Genomic DNA, 19,544 nt, shown 5'->3' with positions numbered 1-19,544 from the left:
AAAGGAGTCCACAATGGGACTCCTTTTTTAGTGTTTCAAGATACTTCCTTTAGCGTTCTCTATTCTAGTCCTTCATATCTTTTTTGAAGAAGAATAGCATCATTCCTGAGACAAGAGTGAGGGCAGGCAAGAGAGCTGAACTTACTTCTTCTCCTGTTGCTGGTAACTGTTTGCTTGTAGAATCTGCTACAGTGCCCTTAGCCTCTGCTAAAGGCTTATCTTCTCCCATAGGTTGTGGAGCAGGAGTTTCTACATTTGCTGGTGCACTTGGTTGAGCTGCATCCTTGTAGACTACCGCATAGACACCTAGGTGTGGAGCTACAAATTCAAGTGCTGAACCTTTCTGTTCAAACTTCACTTCCTGCAATTCTTGATTTGCATTCATAGCATAGACATTGGCTACATCAGACGCCACAGCAACTTGAACAAGGGCTGCACCTTTCAATTGAACAAGTTCGCCTTTCTCATTCTTCAATTGAATTTGATAAGCATCGAAACGGCGACCTTCCAAGACCTGGTCAGCAACCTTATCGACCTCTAGAACAGAACCACCATTGAGGTCCCCTTCTCGAGCAATCAGTTTCAAGTTTGTTGAAGAATCTTTCAAGACCTTCAATGTGCTATCAGTTGATGGACTTTCTTCCTTGGTTCCAACTTCGACGATGCGATTTTGGGCTTCCTCACGTTCTACTTTAAGAACCTTACGGTTGTCACCATCGACTTCTACATAAGTCGTTACTTGTCCGTCTTTTCCTTCAGAAACAACTTGTTCCTTACCTTTAGCTAAATCAGCATTCTCACGGCGAACAGTCTTGAAGGCGATTGGTTCTTTCTCTACTTTTAGATTTGGTAGGTTAAAGTCCAGATTCATAACGCCTTCTGTCGGCATAGCAGTTCCTTCTTGAGTACCTACTTCAACGATGCGGTCTTGAGCTTCCTCACGTTCAACCTTAACAACCTTACGATCGCTGCCGTCAACTTCTACATAAGTCGTTACTTGTCCGTCTTTTCCTTCAGAAACGACTTGTTCCTTACCTTTAGCTAAGAGAGAATTTTCACGACGAATAGTGTTGAAGGCAATCGGATCTGTCGTTACTTCAAGGATTGGTTGAGTTACACTCAATTCTTTAACACCTTCAGTTGGAAGATTTGAATGTTTCACTTCCTCTTCTGGCTGTGTTGGTTCTTCTGGTCTCGCAGGCTCTTCTGGCTTACTTGGCTCCTCTGGTCTTGCAGGCTCTTCTGGAGCTGGTTCCTCTTTTGGAGTTGCTTGAAGCTTATTGATGGATACCAAAGCGTCTTGCAAGGCCTTATCTACTGCATCCTGAGTTTTGGCTTCTTCAATAGCAGCTAAGGCTTGTTCTGCTAGCTCAACGAGTTTTTTCTTAGCTTCCTTGTTATCACCCAACTCAGCAGTTTTACTTTTAATAGCTTCGGACAAACTTGCCATAGCTTTATCGTAGTCAATCTTAGACTCTTCTGGTTTGCTTGGTTCTTCTGGTTTTGCAGGTTCTTCCGGCTTGCTTGGTTCCTCTTTCGGAGCCGCTTGAAGCTGATTGATAGATGTCAAAGCGTCTTGCAAGGCTTTTTCAACAGCATCTTGAGTCTTAGCTTCTTCAATAGCAGCTAAGGCTTGTTCTGCTAGTTCAACTAGTTTCTTCTTAGCTTCCTTGTCATCACCCAACTCAGCTGTTTTACTTTTAATGGCTTCGGACAAGCTTGCCATAGCTTTATCGTAGTCAAGCTTAGGCTCTTCTGGTTTGCTTGGTACCTCTGGCTGTGTTGGTTCTTCTGGTTTTGCTGGCTCTTCTGGTTGTGTTGGTTTTTCTGGAGCTGGCTCCTCTTTTGGAGTTGCTTGAAGCTCATTGATAGATGCCAAAGCTTCTTGCAAGGCTTTTTCAACAGCATCTTGAGTCTTAGCTTCTTGGATAGTTGCAAGAGCTTGTTCTCCAAGTTCAACGAGTTTTTCCTGAGCAGCTACATCATCGGCAAGTTCTGTTGCTTTTTTCTCGATAGCTTCAGTCAAATCTGCAATTGCCTTATGGTAGTCAACTTTAGACTCTTCTGGCTTACTTGGCTCCTCCGGCTGTTTTGGCTCTTCTGGAGCTGGTTCCTCTTTCGGAGTCGCTTGAAGCTCATTGATAGATGCCAAAGCAACTTGCAAGGCCTTATCTACTGCATCCTGAGTCTTGGCTTCTTGGATGGCTGCCAAGGCTTGCTCTGTTAGTGCGACTAGCTTCTTCTTAGCTTCCTTGTCATCACCCAACTCAGCTGTCTTTCTTTCAATCGCTTCGGTCAGACTTGCCATAGCCTTGTCATAGTTTGGCTCTTCTGGCTGTTTTGGTTCTTCTGGAGCCGGCTCCTCTTTCGGAGTCGCCTGAAGACTATTGATAGATGCCAAAGCTGCTTGCAAGGCCTTATCTACCGCATCCTGAGTCTTCGCTTCTTGGATGGCTGCCAAGGCTTGCTCTGTTAATGCAACTAGCTTCTTCTTAGCTTCCTTGTCATCACCGAGCTCAGCTGTTTTTCTTTCAATCGCTTCGGTCAGACTTGCCATAGCCTTGTCATAGTTTGGTTCTTCTGGCTGTTTTGGTTCTTCTGGAGCCGGCTCCTCTTTCGGAGTCGCCTGAAGACTGTTGATAGATGCCAAAGCTGCTTGCAAGGCCTTATCTACCGCATCCTGAGTCTTAGCTTCTTGGATGGCTGCCAAGGCTTGCTCTGTAAGTTCTACAAGTTTCTTCTTAGCTTCTTTATCATCGCCAAGCTCAGCTGTTTTCCTTTCAATCGCTTCGGTCAGACTTGCCATAGCCTTGTCATAGTTTGGTTCTTCTGGCTGTTCTGGTGTTGGAGTATCATCTGTGCCATAATTTTCTTCCTTATCAAGGATCGTTTGCAAAGCTGTTGCTGTTTTCAGAACTTCTTGTGCATTGGCATCACTTGCTGAAAGTTGCTCAGATAATTTATCCAAGTTTGACTTGAAGGCTTGACGTGCCTCTGGAGTATTCTTCAAGCTTGTCTGGTCAAACTTAACCAACTCATCCTTCCAGCTCTTCATTGCTTGGATTAACTCTGCTTTGGTATAAAGAGCACTATCTTCACCATGAGTGATGAACTGGTCAACTTGGATACCAATATTTCTCGTAGTGTCATTACGTTTTGGATCCAATTGCAAGGTTACAGCATGCCAACCTTCTTCGAGTCCAGTCAAACGAACAAGAGTCTGACCACCTTGACGAGTAGTGGCTGTACCACTGAAGTACTTCTTACCGTTGTATTCAGACGCATTCCCTAGACCATCTTGATACTCGACTTTTCTACCGTCTAGCGTTACTCTGTAGATACCATGTCCTGGATCCACATGTCCTTTAATCTCAAGACCTGTTCCGTAGAAGTAGGCTGTTACACTAGCATTTTTCTTTTGCTCGTCATTCAATCGACCAAATGATGCCCAAGACTCAGTGCTTTGGTATTTACCTGAAGAATTGGTTTCATGGTTCCAACCTGGACTGTAATCAAGCTGAGGTGCCTGATCGTCATAGCTTCTCTGGTCTTTTAGGAGCAATTCAGCTTTCATCACTCGAATCGTAGCCTCTGAAGCAAAACCAAGAAGGGCATTGTCAGAAACGCTAGTCATTTTCACTTTGAAGTCAAAGATTGAATCAGCTTGTTCTGTAAAGTCAATCGTTGGAATCGTGATTGTTTTCTCAGTTTCACCATCTTGGAAGGTTAGGTCAGCTGTTGTGTCCTTATAGACTTTACCATGAACCCCTGTTCCTGGTTCTGTTACAACGTGAACTGTTGCTACTCCTTTGCTACCACCAACACGCTTAATGGTTACAGTAACCGGTTGGCCTTTTTGAACTTCATAGGTCGTTTCTTTCATTTCAAACATACCCTTGCCGGCGTTGTTGAGCGTGTAGATACCTTCAGTCGCAATAGCTTTTCCAGTCTTGTTGACGAGTTTGATAGTATGTTCACCTGGAGCCAAGTCATCTGTTTCATAAACCATCTGGCTACGTTTACGAGCTGCATTATTGGTTTGCACGTCTGCAACCTTTTGACCATCCACGTAAACTGACATTTCACCGTGGTTTGGATCCACTGTAGATACTACATATGCTTTTGTTCCAGTGAAGCGGTAGGTTACACTTGCATCTTTTTGGTTTGTCCACATAGATGTTCCGCGGATACCTTCAGATTCGTCATACCAAGTTGTATTTTCTTTATCAGCTGTTGTATTTGAATGGTAATCTAGACCTAGAGGGTAACCATCTGTTTTTTCGATACTGCTTGGTGTCTTATAAACAGAGAAGTTTGTCAAGATTGGAGTCGCTTGTGCACCAGTAATAGTCACACGAATCTTTTGTGCTTCTACTGGTTGACCTTGGATAAGGCGACGATAACCAACAGTTGAGCCTTCACCGTATGGTACCCAATGTCCATTGAGCTCAACTTCAACCTTGAAGCCAGAGATACGTTGACCTTTAGCGATATCTTCTTTGAGTTCGACTACGTCAAAGCGTCTCTTTTGACCAAGATCGACAGTAAATTCACCCGTTTTAGCATCATTTGCTAGAGCCCAGCTCGTATCATCCTTACCATCTGTTAGGTGGCTTGCTTGATACAAGTGATTCTTACGAGTAGAGCTTGCAGTAACTGTTGCACCCTTAGCGAAGTCTGTCGCATACATTTGATCCAGGGTTGCTCGGAATTCTTTCAAGCGGGCGACATCTGCATCTGCGAATCTACCTTCTTTATTTGGTGGAATATTGAGTAGAAGTGGCGTTCCACGACCAACAGACTTGAAGTAAATATCCATCAAATCTTTGATTGATTTTGGTTGTTGATTATCATGGTAGAACCAACCTGAACGGATAGAAACGTCTGCTTCACCGACTGAGTACATATCTCCTTCTGGATCCCCATGATTGAGATAATCATTCTTCACATCGTCGGTGATTTTAGCTTTCTTGACTTTATGCCAAACTGGATCTCCAGCGATTCCACGTTCATTACCAATCCAACGTACGCTTGTCGGTTGAGCAGAGAAGATAGCGATATCCCCTTCAGCTTTCTTGATGTACTCGAACCACTTGTCAAAGGTATAGGTTACTTTTTGAGCTCCACTACCACGCGCACCGTCCATCCATACTTCGATGAATTTACCATTATTCCCGTATTTAGGATTGCCAAGGATTTCCTTGAGTTGGTTAAGGTAGTATTCGTTGTACTCTTTTTCAGTATTCACGTGATAGTTTGGATTATTTGCATCCCATGGTGATAGGTACACACCCATATTCATGTCATACTTAGTTGCTGATTTTGAGATTTCTTCAAGAAGGTCACCCTTACCATTTTTCCATGGACTAGCAGCTACGGTATGTTTTGTATATTGAGAAGGATAGATTACAAATCCGTCATGGTGTTTAACAACCATAATTGTTCGTTTGAATCCAGCGTCCTTCAATGTCTTAATCCACTGGTCTGTATCAAGGTTCGTCGGGTTAAAGTTTTGAGGATTTTCTCTACCGTTCCCCCACTCAGAGTTAGTATAGGTATTCATACCATAGTGGATGAAGGCAGCCAATTCTTCTTTATGGTAGTCCAATTGAGCCTTGCTTGGAAGTGGACCGTAAGCAGCAATTTCTGTTTCTTCATCTTTTGGATCAACCACTGGAGTTACAGGAGTTGCTGGTTTTGGATCTTCAATCTTTTCGTATTCAAAAATAACTTCATTCACCCCTTTATGCTTGATAGTTGCTTCTTGACTTGCATTGACTGCACGATAACCTGCAATTTCTTTAGATTGGAATTTATGAACAAAGGAAACATCGTATTCTTTACCTTCGTTATTGTCCACATCTGCAGTCGTCAACTCTTTATCAGAGTCTTTCAGGCGATAGTGAACCTCAAAGGAACCTTTGTTAACTTTATAGACTACTTTAATGACACGAGTTCCTGCAGGAGCCTTGCTCACAACACTATGATCCTCATTCCAAGCGTCTTTCAATTGTTTATTGACTGGAGAATCACCAATTGAAACAATCTCATATTTTTCTTTATTCTTCTTGTAGAAATCTGTTTTTTCAATTTCCGATTTGTAGTTATAATTGAATTGTGCACCAACTTCTGCCCTGTCTACAAAAGTATCGTTTTCTTTGACTGGGTTATCATTTTGGTCCACATGTTCGATAACTACACGGCCGTAGTCAACGCCTTCAACTAGGGTAGCAAGACCGCTATTGTCAAAGGCATACTTGTTTCCACCAATGACAGCTGTGGTATTTCTGAGTAATTGTCCTTTTGAATCAAAGTAATAGCGATTATCGTTATCGCCTTGATACCAGCCTTCTTTGACACCGTATTTTTCAATGATGCCTTTAGCCCAAGCTAGTTGTTCTGGAGATAAGACCAAACCTCCTCCGAAACGATCTTTTTCAGCAATGTTCATATTGTCAACAGTACCACGTTGGTGAATTCCGATGACTTTGCCATCACCGTTGATAATACCGCCACCAGAAAGGCCTGATACAGAAGTCAAACGATAGGTAACACCTACTGTTCCCTTATCATCATATTTTTCAGTACCTTTAACAACACCGTCAGCCTTATACAACTGTCCTGGAACAATCGGCTCCTTCAATTCTGGTGAGCTTGAATCTGTAGGATAACCAATGGTACTAACAGGTTCTCCAGCTTTGTATTCCCGATGCTCTGCCAGAGGAGTGAAGGTTGCGGCCTTATTTGGACTAGCGATTTGAAGTGGAACAGGTGCTACGACCAAGGCTAGGTCATTCTTGTAACCTTCACCAAACTTATCTTTATTCCAAAAATGGATATCCTTTTCCTTGAAAATAACCGTCTTTCCTGAGTTTGGCAAAGATCTTACCTTGGGACTATTTGAACCGACATTGTAGTAGAATTTAGCAGTATCACCACCACGAATAGATCCCGCATTGGTATCCGCATCCTTGACTAAGAAGTTGTGTGCTACTGTCAAGATAATATTTGGTGCAACAAAGATACCAGAGCCAGAATTGAGATAATCCTGCTTCCCACCATTTGCAAGTGGAGAGCTAAAAATGCTATAAACCATAGTCGCAGATGTAGCTGGTTGTCCTTCATAGTCAATATGTTTGAGATCCTGACCACCATTGATAATGGCTCTATTTTCTTTCTCTCCTCCAGTTGCACTTGCTTCTTCAGCTTTTAGAATACTCTTAGTTTCTACTTTCGGGCTATCCTTTTCTGATACAATAGCTGAAGTATCAATTTTATTCACTGGCGTATCAGGATAAGCACGGTCAGGAATTTCTTCTGGAAGTAAATCTCCAGCCTCTTCAGTAGTTTTAGTCTCTTCTGTTACTTTTTCTGTAGCAGGAGATGCTTGTTTAGCAACTTCTTCTTTAACAGGACTCACTACTTCTTTAGTTTCCTTAACTGCTTCCGCTTTTTCTTTATCAACATCGATTACTTCTTTTGCTTGACCTTCTACTTCCAGTTTTGGCTCTGTCACAACTTCGTTAGCGGCAACATTTCCAGATGCAAAAAAAGCCAGTCCAACTGCCACAGAGGCTACACCAACCGTTAGTTTACGAATACTAAATATACGACTTCTTTCAAAAAAATACTGTTTCATCAAATTCTCCTAATGAACAAAAGCAGTCAGCTACTGCAAGAGCCCAGTTTCTCTGGCGACAATTTTATTTCTCAGTACCTACTTTAAAACTCTTCTTCCTCCCACTCTTATCTTCTGTTTAAATTCATTTTAGAAATCGCTTACATTTTTTCTGAATAAAAAAATGACTTGATTTTACAAACGCTTTTTCGAGATTTCTCAGTATAATAAATATACTATATTATTCCAAGAAATGCAAGGGCTTCCAAAGTTTTATTAAAGTTTTACCTAACTTTTTTCCTGCCAAAAAAACCTAAATTGGCAAAGCCAATTTAGGACTGTTTGGTTCTGAAATGATAATATGCTCCGAGCATACCAGCAGTATTCTGATGGTGGGCAAATTCAAGTCGAGTCTTGTCTGCCAAACTTGGAACAAGCGAATCTTTCAAAGCCTTACGGATTTTTGGTTTCAAAATTGCTTCTTGCCCCATAATGCCACCACCAAGGATGACAACTTCTGGATTGGCAACATAACAAATATTTGCGAGACCCTTACCAAGGTAATCCACCATACGGTCAATCCCCTCCATACAGAGTTTATTGCCTTCGGTAGCTTCTTTGAAAATTCTACGACCGTTCCACTGTTCCACTTCATCTCCATGTGCGTCTGCAACATACTTAACAAGAGCTGTCGTAGACGCTAAATCCTGGAAAGCTCCATCCTGCATGTGCAGATAACCAACCTCACAGGCAGAATTACTAAAGCCATGAAAAACTTGGCCATCAATGATTAAGCAACCACCGATACCAGTCCCAATTGTCAAGCAAAGGGTAATACTTGCACCCTTTCCTGAACCAGAGACAGCTTCAGCAAGCCCTGCACAGTTAACATCATTTTCAATTTCACAAGGAATGTTAAAGCTTTCTTCAATTTCCTTTTTAAATTGGGTTCCAGCATAATTTGGAATCTGTGGACCAGCATAGAAAATTTCACCCTTATCAGGATCAACCATTCCCGCTGAGGAAATGGCTACACCTGACACTGGTCCTTTTTCTAGATAGCTAGCTACGATATCTTTTGTTTTCTGTAAGATGTGGGGACCACCCTTATGAGCCTCAGTCGCTACTTCGTTAGACTCTACAAGTTGTCCATCTTGGTCAATTAAACCGTATTTGATATTAGTTCCACCAATATCAATTGCAACGAAATTAGTCATAAAGCCTCCTGTTGATTAGAGGAAACGCTCCTTAGTTTCACGAATCAATTGAGCAGCTGCTTCTACAACTGGACGATCTTCTTCGGTAACTGGTGTAAGTGGAGAACGAACTGATCCGATATTAAGCCCTTCATTGATTTTCAAGACTTCTTTAATCACACAGTACATATTACCATGAGCTGCAGTTAATTTACCGATAATAGCGTTGATAGCGTATTGCAATTCACGCGCTGTTTCTAGGTCTTTATCTGCAATCAATTGGTTGAGTTTCAAGAAGAGTTCTGGCATAGCACCATAAGTGCCACCGATACCAGCTTTTGCTCCCATGAGACGACCACCTAGGAACTGCTCATCTGGACCATTAAAGACGATATGATCTTCGCCGCCAAGGCTAACAAATGTTTGAATATCTTGAACTGGCATTGAAGAGTTTTTAACACCGATAACACGTGGGTTCTTCAACATTTCTGTGTAAAGACTTGGAGTCAAAGCAACACCTGCCAATTGAGGAATGTTATAGATGACATAGTCTGTATTTGGTGCAGCAGCACTGATGTCGTTCCAGTATTTTGCAACTGAGTATTCAGGTAAGCGGAAGTAAATTGGTGGGATTGTTGCAATAGCATCTACTCCCAAGCTTTCTGCATGACGAGCAAGTTCGATACTGTCTTTAGTATTGTTACATGCCACGTGAGCAATGATAGTCAACTTGCCTTTAGCAACTGCCATCACTTCTTCCAAGATCAATTTGCGGTCTTCTACGCTTTGGTAGATACATTCACCTGAAGAACCATTGACATAAAGCCCTTGAACACCTTTATCAATAAAGTATTGCACCAAGGCACGAGTACGTTCTGGGCTTACTTCACCCGCATCATCATAACATGCGTAGAAGGCAGGAATGACACCTTCATATTTTTTTAAATCTGACATAGATTTCTCCTAAGATTTCTTATTTTCTGCACTGAGCAGATGATTTTTTACTATTTTAGTATACACCTTGTAAAAAGCGCTTTCAATATATCTCAGCCACTTAGATTTTAATTTCTATTCATCTCCCATAGCTTTTCTTGTTTGAAAGTAGTTTCATATCGTTTTCAATCTGCTTGATATTTAGCAAACAATTTTTCCATTAATCCAGCTTGGCAAAAGGCAAGTAGACCAAAGCCAAAGAGTAGAAATGCTGAACCACCAAGCACTAGAGTAAAGCCTGATAGATAGAGAAGCATAATGATTAACAAAATAATCGCAAGCATCAAGAAGAACCAAACGAAGTTAAAACTGACCAAAAGTAAGCCCTTTTGGAGCACTTCTTTCCAAGTTAATTCATAGCGTGCAGCAATTGGATAGCTAGCCAACATAACTAGTGTTAAAAATATCAGAATTCCCAAACAAATAGCTTTAATGAGTTGAAAGGCAACTCCAGTTTGACTCCAAAATAGTGATAAGTCAACCACACTGATCAAAAAGATTCCTAATTCCAGCAATCCTAACTGAAAACCTAATTTCAAATTTTGCTTAAAGGCTCTAATGTAGATTTTGAAAACAGGAATACGACGGCTGCGTTTCACTTCAAAGATTGTCTGATAGAGACTGATTTTAGCTACTCCAATAGTCACAATAGGCAAACAAGACACAACAAAGAGTAGGTTAACCGTCACGATATCTAACACTTTCTCACAAAAACGCATCAGAAAGTTATCCGTATCAAATGCCGCTTTTATCAATCCAGATCCTTTATGTGCCATTGTTTGCTCCTCCTAACTGACTAATCGATTAAAATTTTAAATAAATATTTGCGAACTTTATCTTCCATACCTGCATAACCGTTAGGCTGATGAGGTTCTCCTGGAAAGAAAACTGCGAAATTGTGATATCCCAACAAGAGTGGGTATTGTTCGTGACAATGAACAAAGCCAATATCACTAGCTTCATCAAATGCTACTGCCTCGTCCTTAACACGAGAACCGTAACTTGAATATTCATGTCCTTCAACTAACAAATGTAAGTCTGCATAGTTTTTATGATGCTCAAAGCGATCATTTTCTTCTTTGTTGAGAACATTTTCCTGTACAACTAAGAAGACCTTATCTCCATCAATGTCGTATTTACCCAATTCAAAAGTATCTTTACGATGCTCATAGAGATAATCAATAGCCTTGTCCAGATTTGGGTGAATTCCCTTGTAAAAGCTAATATTTTTTAAATCATCAAAAATCATAGTAATTTCCTTTACCTGATTGTTATCTTCAGACACAAAATGTCTAGCCAGTAAGTTTATAAGTGTCTAACAAAACTTCCTGAAGTAACCAACTCCTCTCCATTTTGTAGACACTTATAATACTATATTGTTTTCAATAAATAGATTTTCCTATTCTCGATTAAAAATGAAGAGCAAACTAGGAAGCAATCCGCAGGCTGCTCAAAACACAGTTTTGAGGTTGTAGATAAGACTGACGAAGTCAGTGCCAATATCTACGGCAAGGAGTCGCTGACGTGGTTTGAATTCAATTTTCGCAGAGTATTAACCTTTAACGGCTCCCATAGTAATACCTTGAGTGAAGGATTTTTGGAAGACAAGGAAGACTGTTACGATTGGCACAGCTGCAAGAGCAGCCCCTGCCATAATTAAACCATAGTTGGTTGCCATCTCAGCCTGCATAGTCGCAACCCCAAGTGAGATGGTCAAGTTGTTACGAGATGTCAACATAACCAACTGCATAAAGTAGTCATTCCATGTATTGATGAAGGTAAAGATTGCAAGAGCTGCAAATCCTGGTTTCACAATAGGGAAGGCTACGCTCCAGAAAGTACGAATCTCACCACATCCATCGATTTTAGCAGATTCGAGCAATTCTGTTGGAATGTTTTCACTGAACTGTTTCATGAGGAAGACCCCAAATGGCCATCCGATCAAAGGCAAGATAACCGCCCAAAGAGTGTCATGGATTCCCATGAAGTTGACGATACGTACCAATGGCACAAGGACAACTTGTTTTGGAAGAGCCATGGCAGCGATGAAGATTGCAAAGAGAATGCGTTGACCGTAGAAACGTTTCTTAGCCAATACATAACCTGCTAGGGATGAAGTTGCACAAACCAAGAACATAGTTACCAATGAAATGAAGACTGAGTTCCACATCCATTGCAAGGCTGGGTTTTGCACCATCAATTGTTGGAAGTTCTCCATTGTTGGAGCTTTAGGGAACCATTGTGGTGGAATCATAATGGTATCCGGTTGTGATTTGAATGCACCTGTCAAAATCCAGTAGAATGGAAAGATAAAGAGTACAGTCAATAAAAGCAAGAAGATGGTTGAAATAACAGTGAAGGCTGTTAAAGGTTTCTTTTGTGTAGATTGCATAGCTGTCTCCTTTCTATTAATATTCTACGTCGTTTCCAAGTACTTTAAATTGAACAAAGCTGACAATTGCGATCATAACTGCCAAGAATACACCAATAGTATTGGCATAGCCATACTCAGTCAATTGGAAGGCTTTCTCGTATAGGTAGTACATGAGAGTACTTGTTGAGTAGTTTGGACCACCTGAAGTCAAAAGCTGAATCAAAGCGAAACACTGGAATGAGTTGATTGTTGTAATGATTGCGATATAAAGAGTTGTTGGAAGGAGGCTTGGCCATTTAATCTTCCAGAAAACTTGTAACTCAGTTGCTCCGTCGACACGCGCCGCTTCAACAAGAGAGTTATCAATATTACCCATTGCAGCGATGTAAAGGATGATTGGCTGACCAACTGATGTTGTCAAAAGAATAATCATAATCGCCATCAAAGCCCAGTTTTTATCACCCAACCAAGAAATGTTTTGGCTAATGATATGGCTTGACTTAAGCACGAAATTCAAAATACCTGATAGAGGATCATAAATCCATTTCCATACAACCGTTACGGCAACACTACCTGTTACAACAGGAAGGAAGAATACGAAACGATAGAAGGATCTAGCAACTGCATTTTGTTGGTAAGTTTGTGATGCCACAAATAGTGAGAAGAGTACAACGACTGGTACAGATCCGATAACTAAGATTACGGTATTAATCAAAGATTTTGTAAAGACAGGGTCTTTAAACATGCGGATGTAGTTGTCCAATCCTACAAACTCAAAGCTAGTCATTGAGTAGTTAAAGAAACTAGTGATGAATCCCATGATCATTGGAGCTAGGACAAAGACGGTAAAGAAGATTAATACTGGTGCTAAGAAAGCATAAGAAACAATTGTTTCTCTCATGCGAATTTTATTGACTTTCACAGTCGGCACCTCACTTTCAAATAGTTTTTGTTTTTTTTGATTGTTGTCTGACATTGATGTAAAATCAAAATGAAATTTTTTCCAAGAAAAGCCTATGTAAGAACTTCATTTTAATTTTGACCTGTCAGTTCCTTACATTTTTTAAACAAAACTCCCCCTTTTCGTACACAGATGTGCACAGGGAAAAGGGGGTGATTTTACTTTTTATTTAGGGCTTATTATTTAGCTGCTTTTTTGATTGTTTCATTCGCTTTTTCAGTGAATGTCTTCAAAGCTGCAGCAGGTTGTTCGTCACCGTTAGACACTGATTGCAACATTGGGAACCATAGAGTTCTCATTTCAGCAAATCCGTCGATTGTGTTGTAGTATGGAGAGTAGTATTGAGTCCAACCACTGATTGTTTCCATACGTTTGTCGTCGTAAAGTTTTCCAAATGAAGTACGAACTGGGAAGGCACCTGTACGAACTACGTCTTTAGGACCCCACTCTTTATCATCTGCGATGAATTGGATGAATTTCTTAGCTGCAGCAACTTTCTTTTCATCCTTGTTGTTAAATACTGCAAATCCGTTTACAAGGTATTCAAGAGCTGGTTTGCCAGAATCAGATGGGAATGGAACTTCTACCACTTCAACTTTACTTGCTTCCAACAATTTAGCTTGGATACCGTTTTGAGCTGGTGCCCAAAGAATTGTGTATGATGTTTGACCGTTTGCAAAGTTTTGGATGTCTGCTCCACCGTCAAATTGTGAACCGTTGTTCAACAAACCATCTTTAATCCAGCTAGTTGCTTTTTCAAGACCTTTAACGAACTTAGGATCGTCAGTTGTGTATTTAGTAACTTCTTTGTCTGTTACAGAACCGCCGTATAGGTTAGCGATGAAGGCACGTGTTCCTTGGTCTCCCCCTTGACCAGAACTGAACAATGAACCTGGAGTGTATCCTTTGTCTTTAAGTGCTTTCAAGACTTTTTCAAAATCATCTGTTGTCCAACCTTCTTTAACAAGGTTAGCTACACCAGCATCTTCCAACATTTTCTTGTTCATAGCCATGTAGAATGGTGCAGAACTGATTGGATACATGTATGCTTTATCGCCAGCTTTACTTGCTTGAATGATGTTTTCGTTGTTAACATCTTTTACAAATTCATCTGTAAAGAGGTCATTCAACTCAGCTAATTTACCATTTTTACCGTAATTAATGATACGACCTGGTGCATCGAAAAGTACATCTGGAGCAGTTCCAGCTTCAATAGCTGTCGTGATTTTTTCTGGACCAGATTTGAAGTCGATTGTTTCTAGTTTAACTTTGATATCTGGGTTTGCTTTTTCGAAAGCTTCGATGATAGATTTTTCATAAGTTCCTACACCGTCACCAGATTTTTCTTGAGTGAAGACTGGGAAAGCCCACCAAGTGATTTCAGTTTTTCCTGCATCACTTGCAGCGTCTTTTTTAGCGTCTGATTTGCCACAAGCAGCAAGAGATAGGACAGCAGCACCCGCAAGTACTGTACAAGCTAGTTTTCTAAATTTCATTAGTATTCTCCTAAATGATGATAAGCGTATCCGAAACGGATAATGAGTATTGACAACTTTGTATACGTTTACATTTTGTTTTACTAATCAACCACTCTCCTCGTGTTTTAATTGTCTTATTTGAGACCCGCAACAAATCGTTCCGTGATCTCTTTTGGTCTAGTAATAGCGCCACCAACTACAATGCCTCGCACTCCGTAACCGAGGATTTGCTTAGCCTGTTCTGGTGTGTGAATCTTACCTTCTGCGATGACGTCTACTCCTGCATCACAAAGTTTCTTAATCAATTCAAAGTCTGGACCATCCACTTTCGGGCTATAAGATGTGTAGCCTGACAAGGTTGTTCCAACAAAGTCAATTCCTGCTTCAACTGCTGTAAGCCCTTCTTCAAAGGTACTTGTGTCAGCCATCAAGAGTTGATTTGGGTATTTTTCTTTGATTTGACGGATGAATTCTTGAATTTCCAAGCCATCATGGCGTTCTCTCTTGGTACAATCAAGAGCAATCACCTCAATATCTAAAGCTGCTAGTTCATCAACTTCTTTCATAGTAGCTGTGATGAATGGTTCCTGTGGTGGATAATCACGTTTGATAATTCCGATAATCGGAAGATTTGTGACCTCTTTGATTTCCTTAATATCTCGAACACTATTTGCTCGGATACCGACTGCTCCACCTTGCTCAGCCGCTTTGACTAGCAAGGGCATTACACCTCCCGCTTCTGTATAAAGCGGTTCGTGAGGAAGTGCCTGACAAGAAACGATGATTCCATCTTTAATCTGTTCAATCAAGGCTTCTTTGCTAATTTGTGGCATCCACTTTCCTCCTTTTCTTTTTTCTTATGAGCCTATTATATATCATTTTTAAAGCGCTTTCAAGAACTTGTACTAGAATAGATTGAAGTTTCAAAACAATTTTATGAAACAGAATCTCCTGAAAGTAGTTTCAGGGAAAAATACCCGAATTTGAATCGCCTTCCATCCGCTTATTTCCACTAGAATCTTCGCTTTCTGCAAATAAAGAGCCTGTAACGAATGAACGTTACAGACTCTTCTAATATAAGTCTAAACCCTTTTATAGAGACTTTTTAGATTCAATGTTGCCATTAATCTTCTTTTTTCTTAGCCATTCCAAACAAACCGAGGAGTATTCCAACCATTCCTACAGATACTAGAGGAGTTGAAACCTCACTTCCTGTTGCAGGGAGGGTTGGTTGTTGTGGTTGAGCTGCTGGAGCTTGATATGTCTTGTCTTGCTGTGCTACTAAAGTGACAAGCGGTTTTTCTTCAACCTTATATTCCGGAAGTTCGTTTTTGGCTGCTTCGACTGCATTTACTCCGCCTGTGAATTCTGGAAGTTCATTCTTAAGGGCTTGAACTGCATTTGCTCCACCTGCAAATTCTGGAAGCTCATTCTTGAGCGCTTCAACTGCGTTTACTCCGCCTGTGAATTCTGGAAGCTCATGAACTGCAGCTTCGACTGCATTGACACCACCTTCGAATTCTGGGACTACTACTGTTGGTGCCGGATCGTCGCCCACTGTTCCAATAGCTTCTGTATACTCAGGTGCCTCTGTTACAGCCGCTTCCTCACCATTCACGCCTCCTGTGGATTCCGGAACCTCTATTGTTGGTGCTGTTTCCTCACCTGCTGTTCCAATAGCTTCTGTATACTCAGGTGCCTCTGTTACAGCCGCTTCCTCACCATTCACGCCACCTTCGAATTCTGGAACCTCCACTGTTGGTGCTGCTTCGTCACCTACTGTTCCAATAGCTTCAGTGTACTCAGGAAGTTCTGTTACAGCTGCTTCTTCGCCATTTACGCCTCCTGTGGATTCCGGAATTTCTACTATTGGTGCTGGCTCGTCCCCCACTGTTCCAATAGCTTCTGTATACTCAGGTGTCTCTGTTACAGCTGCTTCTTCGCCATTTACGCCACCTTCGAATTCTGGGACTTCATGTACTGCCGGTTCCCCTTTTGAGGTCTCCACTGGATTATATTCTGGAACTTCATGTACTGCCACTTCGTCACCATTGACGCCTCCAGTGAACTCTGGAACTTCATGAATGGCAGGTTCTTTACCATTAATTCCACCAGGGATTCCTGCATCTTCAAGGCTAACTGGTAAATTATGCATACTTTCAATTGCACCACCAGCTAATTCTGTAACTTCTTGGCCAATATCTTCTTTTTTGACAACAAATAGCAGTGTTTTTGTATCGTACTGAGTTAAGAAGGTTGCTAGGTTTCCATTCGCTAATTTAAGAACAGGAGCTTGGTTTACCAAGACTTCTGAATCAAATTCTAGTGCAACAATATTGTTACCCATATCTACTGCACTTTTTACTTTTGCTTTAGTTGGTGCAACCATATCCTTGCTCAAGAAATCCCAGTTGAATTTCTTATAAGACAAAGTATATTCATTTTGATTGGCATCTGCGTGTTCATAAAGTAAGCCAAATTCACCATTCCCAAGATCTTGCAATGAGTTATAGGCAAATTTACCACTTTGAATTGGATTATGTTTAAGCCAAGTCAGATCCCCATTAGCTTCCACACGCGCCAAGTGTACCAAACCATTGTAACGTCCTGGCCCACCTGCATTGCTGAGGATAATATATTCCTTACCATCTTGTACAGTATGAATAGCAGACATTTGAACGTATACGTCCTTAACATCCGCATAACGTTTTACATCTTTTTCCCAAGTTGCTCCACCGTCCTTACTTGTTGCAACCTGCAAATCTCCTGTTAATCCACGCATGAAGAGTTTGAGATCCCCATTATTCAACTGAACAACAGTTGACTCAGTATTTTGAGCACCTGGATTATTCATAGTTGAAGAGTGAATTGTTTGGTTACCTACTGGACGGTTATCATTGACTGCTTCACCTGCTTGCCAAGTTTCACCATGGTCATCTGAGTAAATAACACGTGAAGACTGAGAACCACTCAAGTAAGATACGTTATTTGTAGTATAGACTGGGATAACGAGACGACCTTTGTGAGGTCCTGAGTGCAAGGCAATCCCTGTACCAGGTCCAGTACCTAAGAAGTGCATCCAGTCCTTGCGAATACCGTATGTAATATCTTTAGGTGCAGACCATGTTTTCCCATCATCATCACTATAAGACATCCAGAGATAGTTGGTATTTGAAACTCTAAAGATATTCTTGTCACTGTATTCAAAATAGACATTGCCAATTAGTTCTTCACCCTTGTATAGATCACCCTTATCGCTATAAGCTGGTTGTTTAGGATCAACTACAACACGGTATTCTGTTTTTCTATTTTCAGGGTCAAAAACTTCACCATTTTCACGGATAGTATAACGTCCCGCATCACCTTGTTTGTACAAGACTTGGTAAACCTTATCACCGATTTGCTCATAGGCTTGTGGTGCTTTCCCTGGTAGAGAGAATACTGCCTTCCCTTCGAGGAACATATCATAAATTGAGAAGATTCTCTTGGTTTTCGGATCTTGGACTAAAGCCATGTCAATATTAACTGGTGATGGCCATTCTGGATTTTTAGCTTTCTCATTGTCACGAGGATTAGAGATGGTAATTCTATCTCCCCATGTCTTCCCATTGTCATCACTACGACGAACAACCATACCAATATCACCCCAGTCAGAGTGATGCAAGCGTCTTTCATCCGTTCCAGCAATCAAGGTTCCTTTATCAGTTTTAAGAAGGGCTGGAATACGGTAACTTGCAATACCATCTTTATTTGGTTTGCGGTTCACACCACCTTCGAATACATCTAACTTTTCAGTAACTTTTGCACCTTCAGGAAGTTTCTTCTCCAATTCACCTCTTTCAAAGAACTGACTACGTTTTTTCACTTCTTCTGGAGAAAGGGTACGATCATAAATCGTTAAATTACGGACCTTAAGATTAGCGCCCCAATGGTTTTTGCCTTTACGTTTCAATGTACCAATTTGCATACGATTGACATCTGGCATGTCTTGGATGAAACGACCAGACTGAGGACTTGTTCGCGACAAGACACCATTTACATAGACGCGAACTTGACCATTTGGTTGGTCTGCATTTGGTCTTTCAACTGTAAAGGTTACAGAGTTCCACTCACCTGGCTTAATCTTCAAAGGAGCAGTTTTATAATCACCATAGAAATGTTTCCCATTGGCATCACGACCTTCAACGATAGCAGTGTTATTAAGGATTGCCATGGTGAAGTATTCATCTACTTTGGTATCACTAGAAACTGAGAAAAGACTGTATAAATTTGGTGCAGATGCATCTGGTTTGAACTCCATATGAATAGTCGCATTCTGAAGTTTTTTAACCTTGTCCAGCTCGTCTTTCATGTCAACTATTTGACCATTTGAAGGATTGGTTTCAACATCCTCTTTTTCAACGACAACATTGGCATTTTCTAATTCTCTTGCGTAGAAGTCACGTGGGACGCTACCAACTTCCTCATTCTCAGTTTCTGCTGCTGGAGTCTCTGCTGGAGTTTCAGTTTCTGTTGGTTTTTCAGAACCTGGGTTTGCTTTCAGCTCTTCACGGTTTACTTCAGTTCCTTTATCCGTCGCTTTTGCCAACTTATCAGCAAGTTCCTTATCAAGATTTGCTAGATTTCCTGATTCTACTTCTTTTGGCAATTCTGGCAAAGCTTGTCCAGCTGTTTCACCACTGGTTGCTGGAGCTTCTTGAGCTAAAACTGGTGAAGCACCAAAAACAACTGCTCCAATGACTACTGATGCAGCTCCTACTGTAAATTTTCTAATCCCAAAACGTTGTTTCCGTTCAAAATCTCTCTGTGTCATATATTTCCTTCCATTTTCCACAAAAATAAAGCGCTTTCTTTTTTGCTTAAAAATTTTTGCCCCTAGGGCTTTGAGCAAGAAAGAAACTGTATTGTTGATGGGTTTTTCCCA

Annotated in this window: 10 protein-coding genes; all 10 read right to left on the bottom strand. The window is 41.0% G+C overall.

Translation table 11 applies throughout. The annotated features are described in order from the left end of the window. Positions 1-64: 64 nt before the first annotated feature. Positions 65-7,639, bottom strand: coding sequence for an alpha-L-fucosidase (locus tag HW271_RS01380; protein WP_259274718.1), 7,575 nt, complete (start codon positions 7,637-7,639; stop codon positions 65-67). 311 nt (positions 7,640-7,950) lie between these two features. Beyond that, complete coding sequence (locus HW271_RS01375; protein ID WP_178894575.1) at positions 7,951-8,835, bottom strand: ROK family protein; 885 nt, start codon at positions 8,833-8,835, stop codon at positions 7,951-7,953. Between the two features lie 15 nt (positions 8,836-8,850). Next, the gene (locus HW271_RS01370; protein ID WP_178894574.1) at positions 8,851-9,768 is read right to left on the bottom strand and encodes a dihydrodipicolinate synthase family protein; all 918 of its coding nucleotides are present in this window, start codon (positions 9,766-9,768) and stop codon (positions 8,851-8,853) included. Positions 9,769-9,932: 164 nt separating this feature from the next. Beyond that, positions 9,933-10,583, bottom strand: coding sequence for a YesL family protein (locus HW271_RS01365; RefSeq protein ID WP_004250816.1), 651 nt, complete (start codon positions 10,581-10,583; stop codon positions 9,933-9,935). 20 nt (positions 10,584-10,603) lie between these two features. Further along, positions 10,604-11,056: a YhcH/YjgK/YiaL family protein gene (locus HW271_RS01360; protein WP_049494261.1), complete on the bottom strand. Its 453-nt coding sequence runs from the start codon at positions 11,054-11,056 to the stop codon at positions 10,604-10,606. Between the two features lie 303 nt (positions 11,057-11,359). Continuing rightward, positions 11,360-12,199 (bottom strand): carbohydrate ABC transporter permease, encoded by an 840-nt coding sequence (locus HW271_RS01355; RefSeq protein ID WP_004250812.1) that lies wholly within the window; start codon positions 12,197-12,199, stop codon positions 11,360-11,362. 16 nt (positions 12,200-12,215) lie between these two features. Further along, a complete protein-coding gene (locus HW271_RS01350) occupies positions 12,216-13,082 on the bottom strand; it encodes a carbohydrate ABC transporter permease (RefSeq protein WP_053092415.1) in 867 nt (288 codons plus the stop codon). A gap of 239 nt (positions 13,083-13,321) precedes the next feature. Continuing rightward, entirely contained in the window at positions 13,322-14,638 is a 1,317-nt protein-coding gene (locus tag HW271_RS01345) for an ABC transporter substrate-binding protein (protein ID WP_049494260.1), read from the bottom strand. A gap of 116 nt (positions 14,639-14,754) precedes the next feature. Further along, on the bottom strand, positions 14,755-15,453 hold the full coding sequence (locus HW271_RS01340) for an N-acetylmannosamine-6-phosphate 2-epimerase (protein WP_006152943.1): 699 nt from the start codon (positions 15,451-15,453) through the stop codon (positions 14,755-14,757). Positions 15,454-15,743: 290 nt separating this feature from the next. Beyond that, complete coding sequence (locus tag HW271_RS01335) at positions 15,744-19,433, bottom strand: SIALI-17 repeat-containing surface protein (RefSeq protein ID WP_178894573.1); 3,690 nt, start codon at positions 19,431-19,433, stop codon at positions 15,744-15,746. Positions 19,434-19,544 lie beyond the last annotated feature (111 nt).

The organism is Streptococcus sp. oral taxon 061, assembly GCF_013394695.1.
Classification (GTDB): domain Bacteria; phylum Bacillota; class Bacilli; order Lactobacillales; family Streptococcaceae; genus Streptococcus.
The sequence above is the reverse complement of the archived record's forward strand: the minus strand, read 5'-3'. Positions and strand labels throughout refer to the sequence as shown.

What these genes read in the sequence shown, in the direction of transcription:
- HW271_RS01380 (WP_259274718.1), bottom strand. Translation starts at nt 7,639, where the DNA reads ATGAAACAGTATTTTTTTGAAAGAAGTCGTATATTTAGTATTCGTAAA.
- HW271_RS01375 (WP_178894575.1), bottom strand. Translation starts at nt 8,835, where the DNA reads ATGACTAATTTCGTTGCAATTGATATTGGTGGAACTAATATCAAATAC.
- HW271_RS01370 (WP_178894574.1), bottom strand. Translation starts at nt 9,768, where the DNA reads ATGTCAGATTTAAAAAAATATGAAGGTGTCATTCCTGCCTTCTACGCA.
- HW271_RS01365 (WP_004250816.1), bottom strand. Translation starts at nt 10,583, where the DNA reads ATGGCACATAAAGGATCTGGATTGATAAAAGCGGCATTTGATACGGAT.
- HW271_RS01360 (WP_049494261.1), bottom strand. Translation starts at nt 11,056, where the DNA reads ATGATTTTTGATGATTTAAAAAATATTAGCTTTTACAAGGGAATTCAC.
- HW271_RS01355 (WP_004250812.1), bottom strand. Translation starts at nt 12,199, where the DNA reads ATGCAATCTACACAAAAGAAACCTTTAACAGCCTTCACTGTTATTTCA.
- HW271_RS01350 (WP_053092415.1), bottom strand. Translation starts at nt 13,082, where the DNA reads ATGAGAGAAACAATTGTTTCTTATGCTTTCTTAGCACCAGTATTAATC.
- HW271_RS01345 (WP_049494260.1), bottom strand. Translation starts at nt 14,638, where the DNA reads ATGAAATTTAGAAAACTAGCTTGTACAGTACTTGCGGGTGCTGCTGTC.
- HW271_RS01340 (WP_006152943.1), bottom strand. Translation starts at nt 15,453, where the DNA reads ATGCCACAAATTAGCAAAGAAGCCTTGATTGAACAGATTAAAGATGGA.
- HW271_RS01335 (WP_178894573.1), bottom strand. Translation starts at nt 19,433, where the DNA reads ATGACACAGAGAGATTTTGAACGGAAACAACGTTTTGGGATTAGAAAA.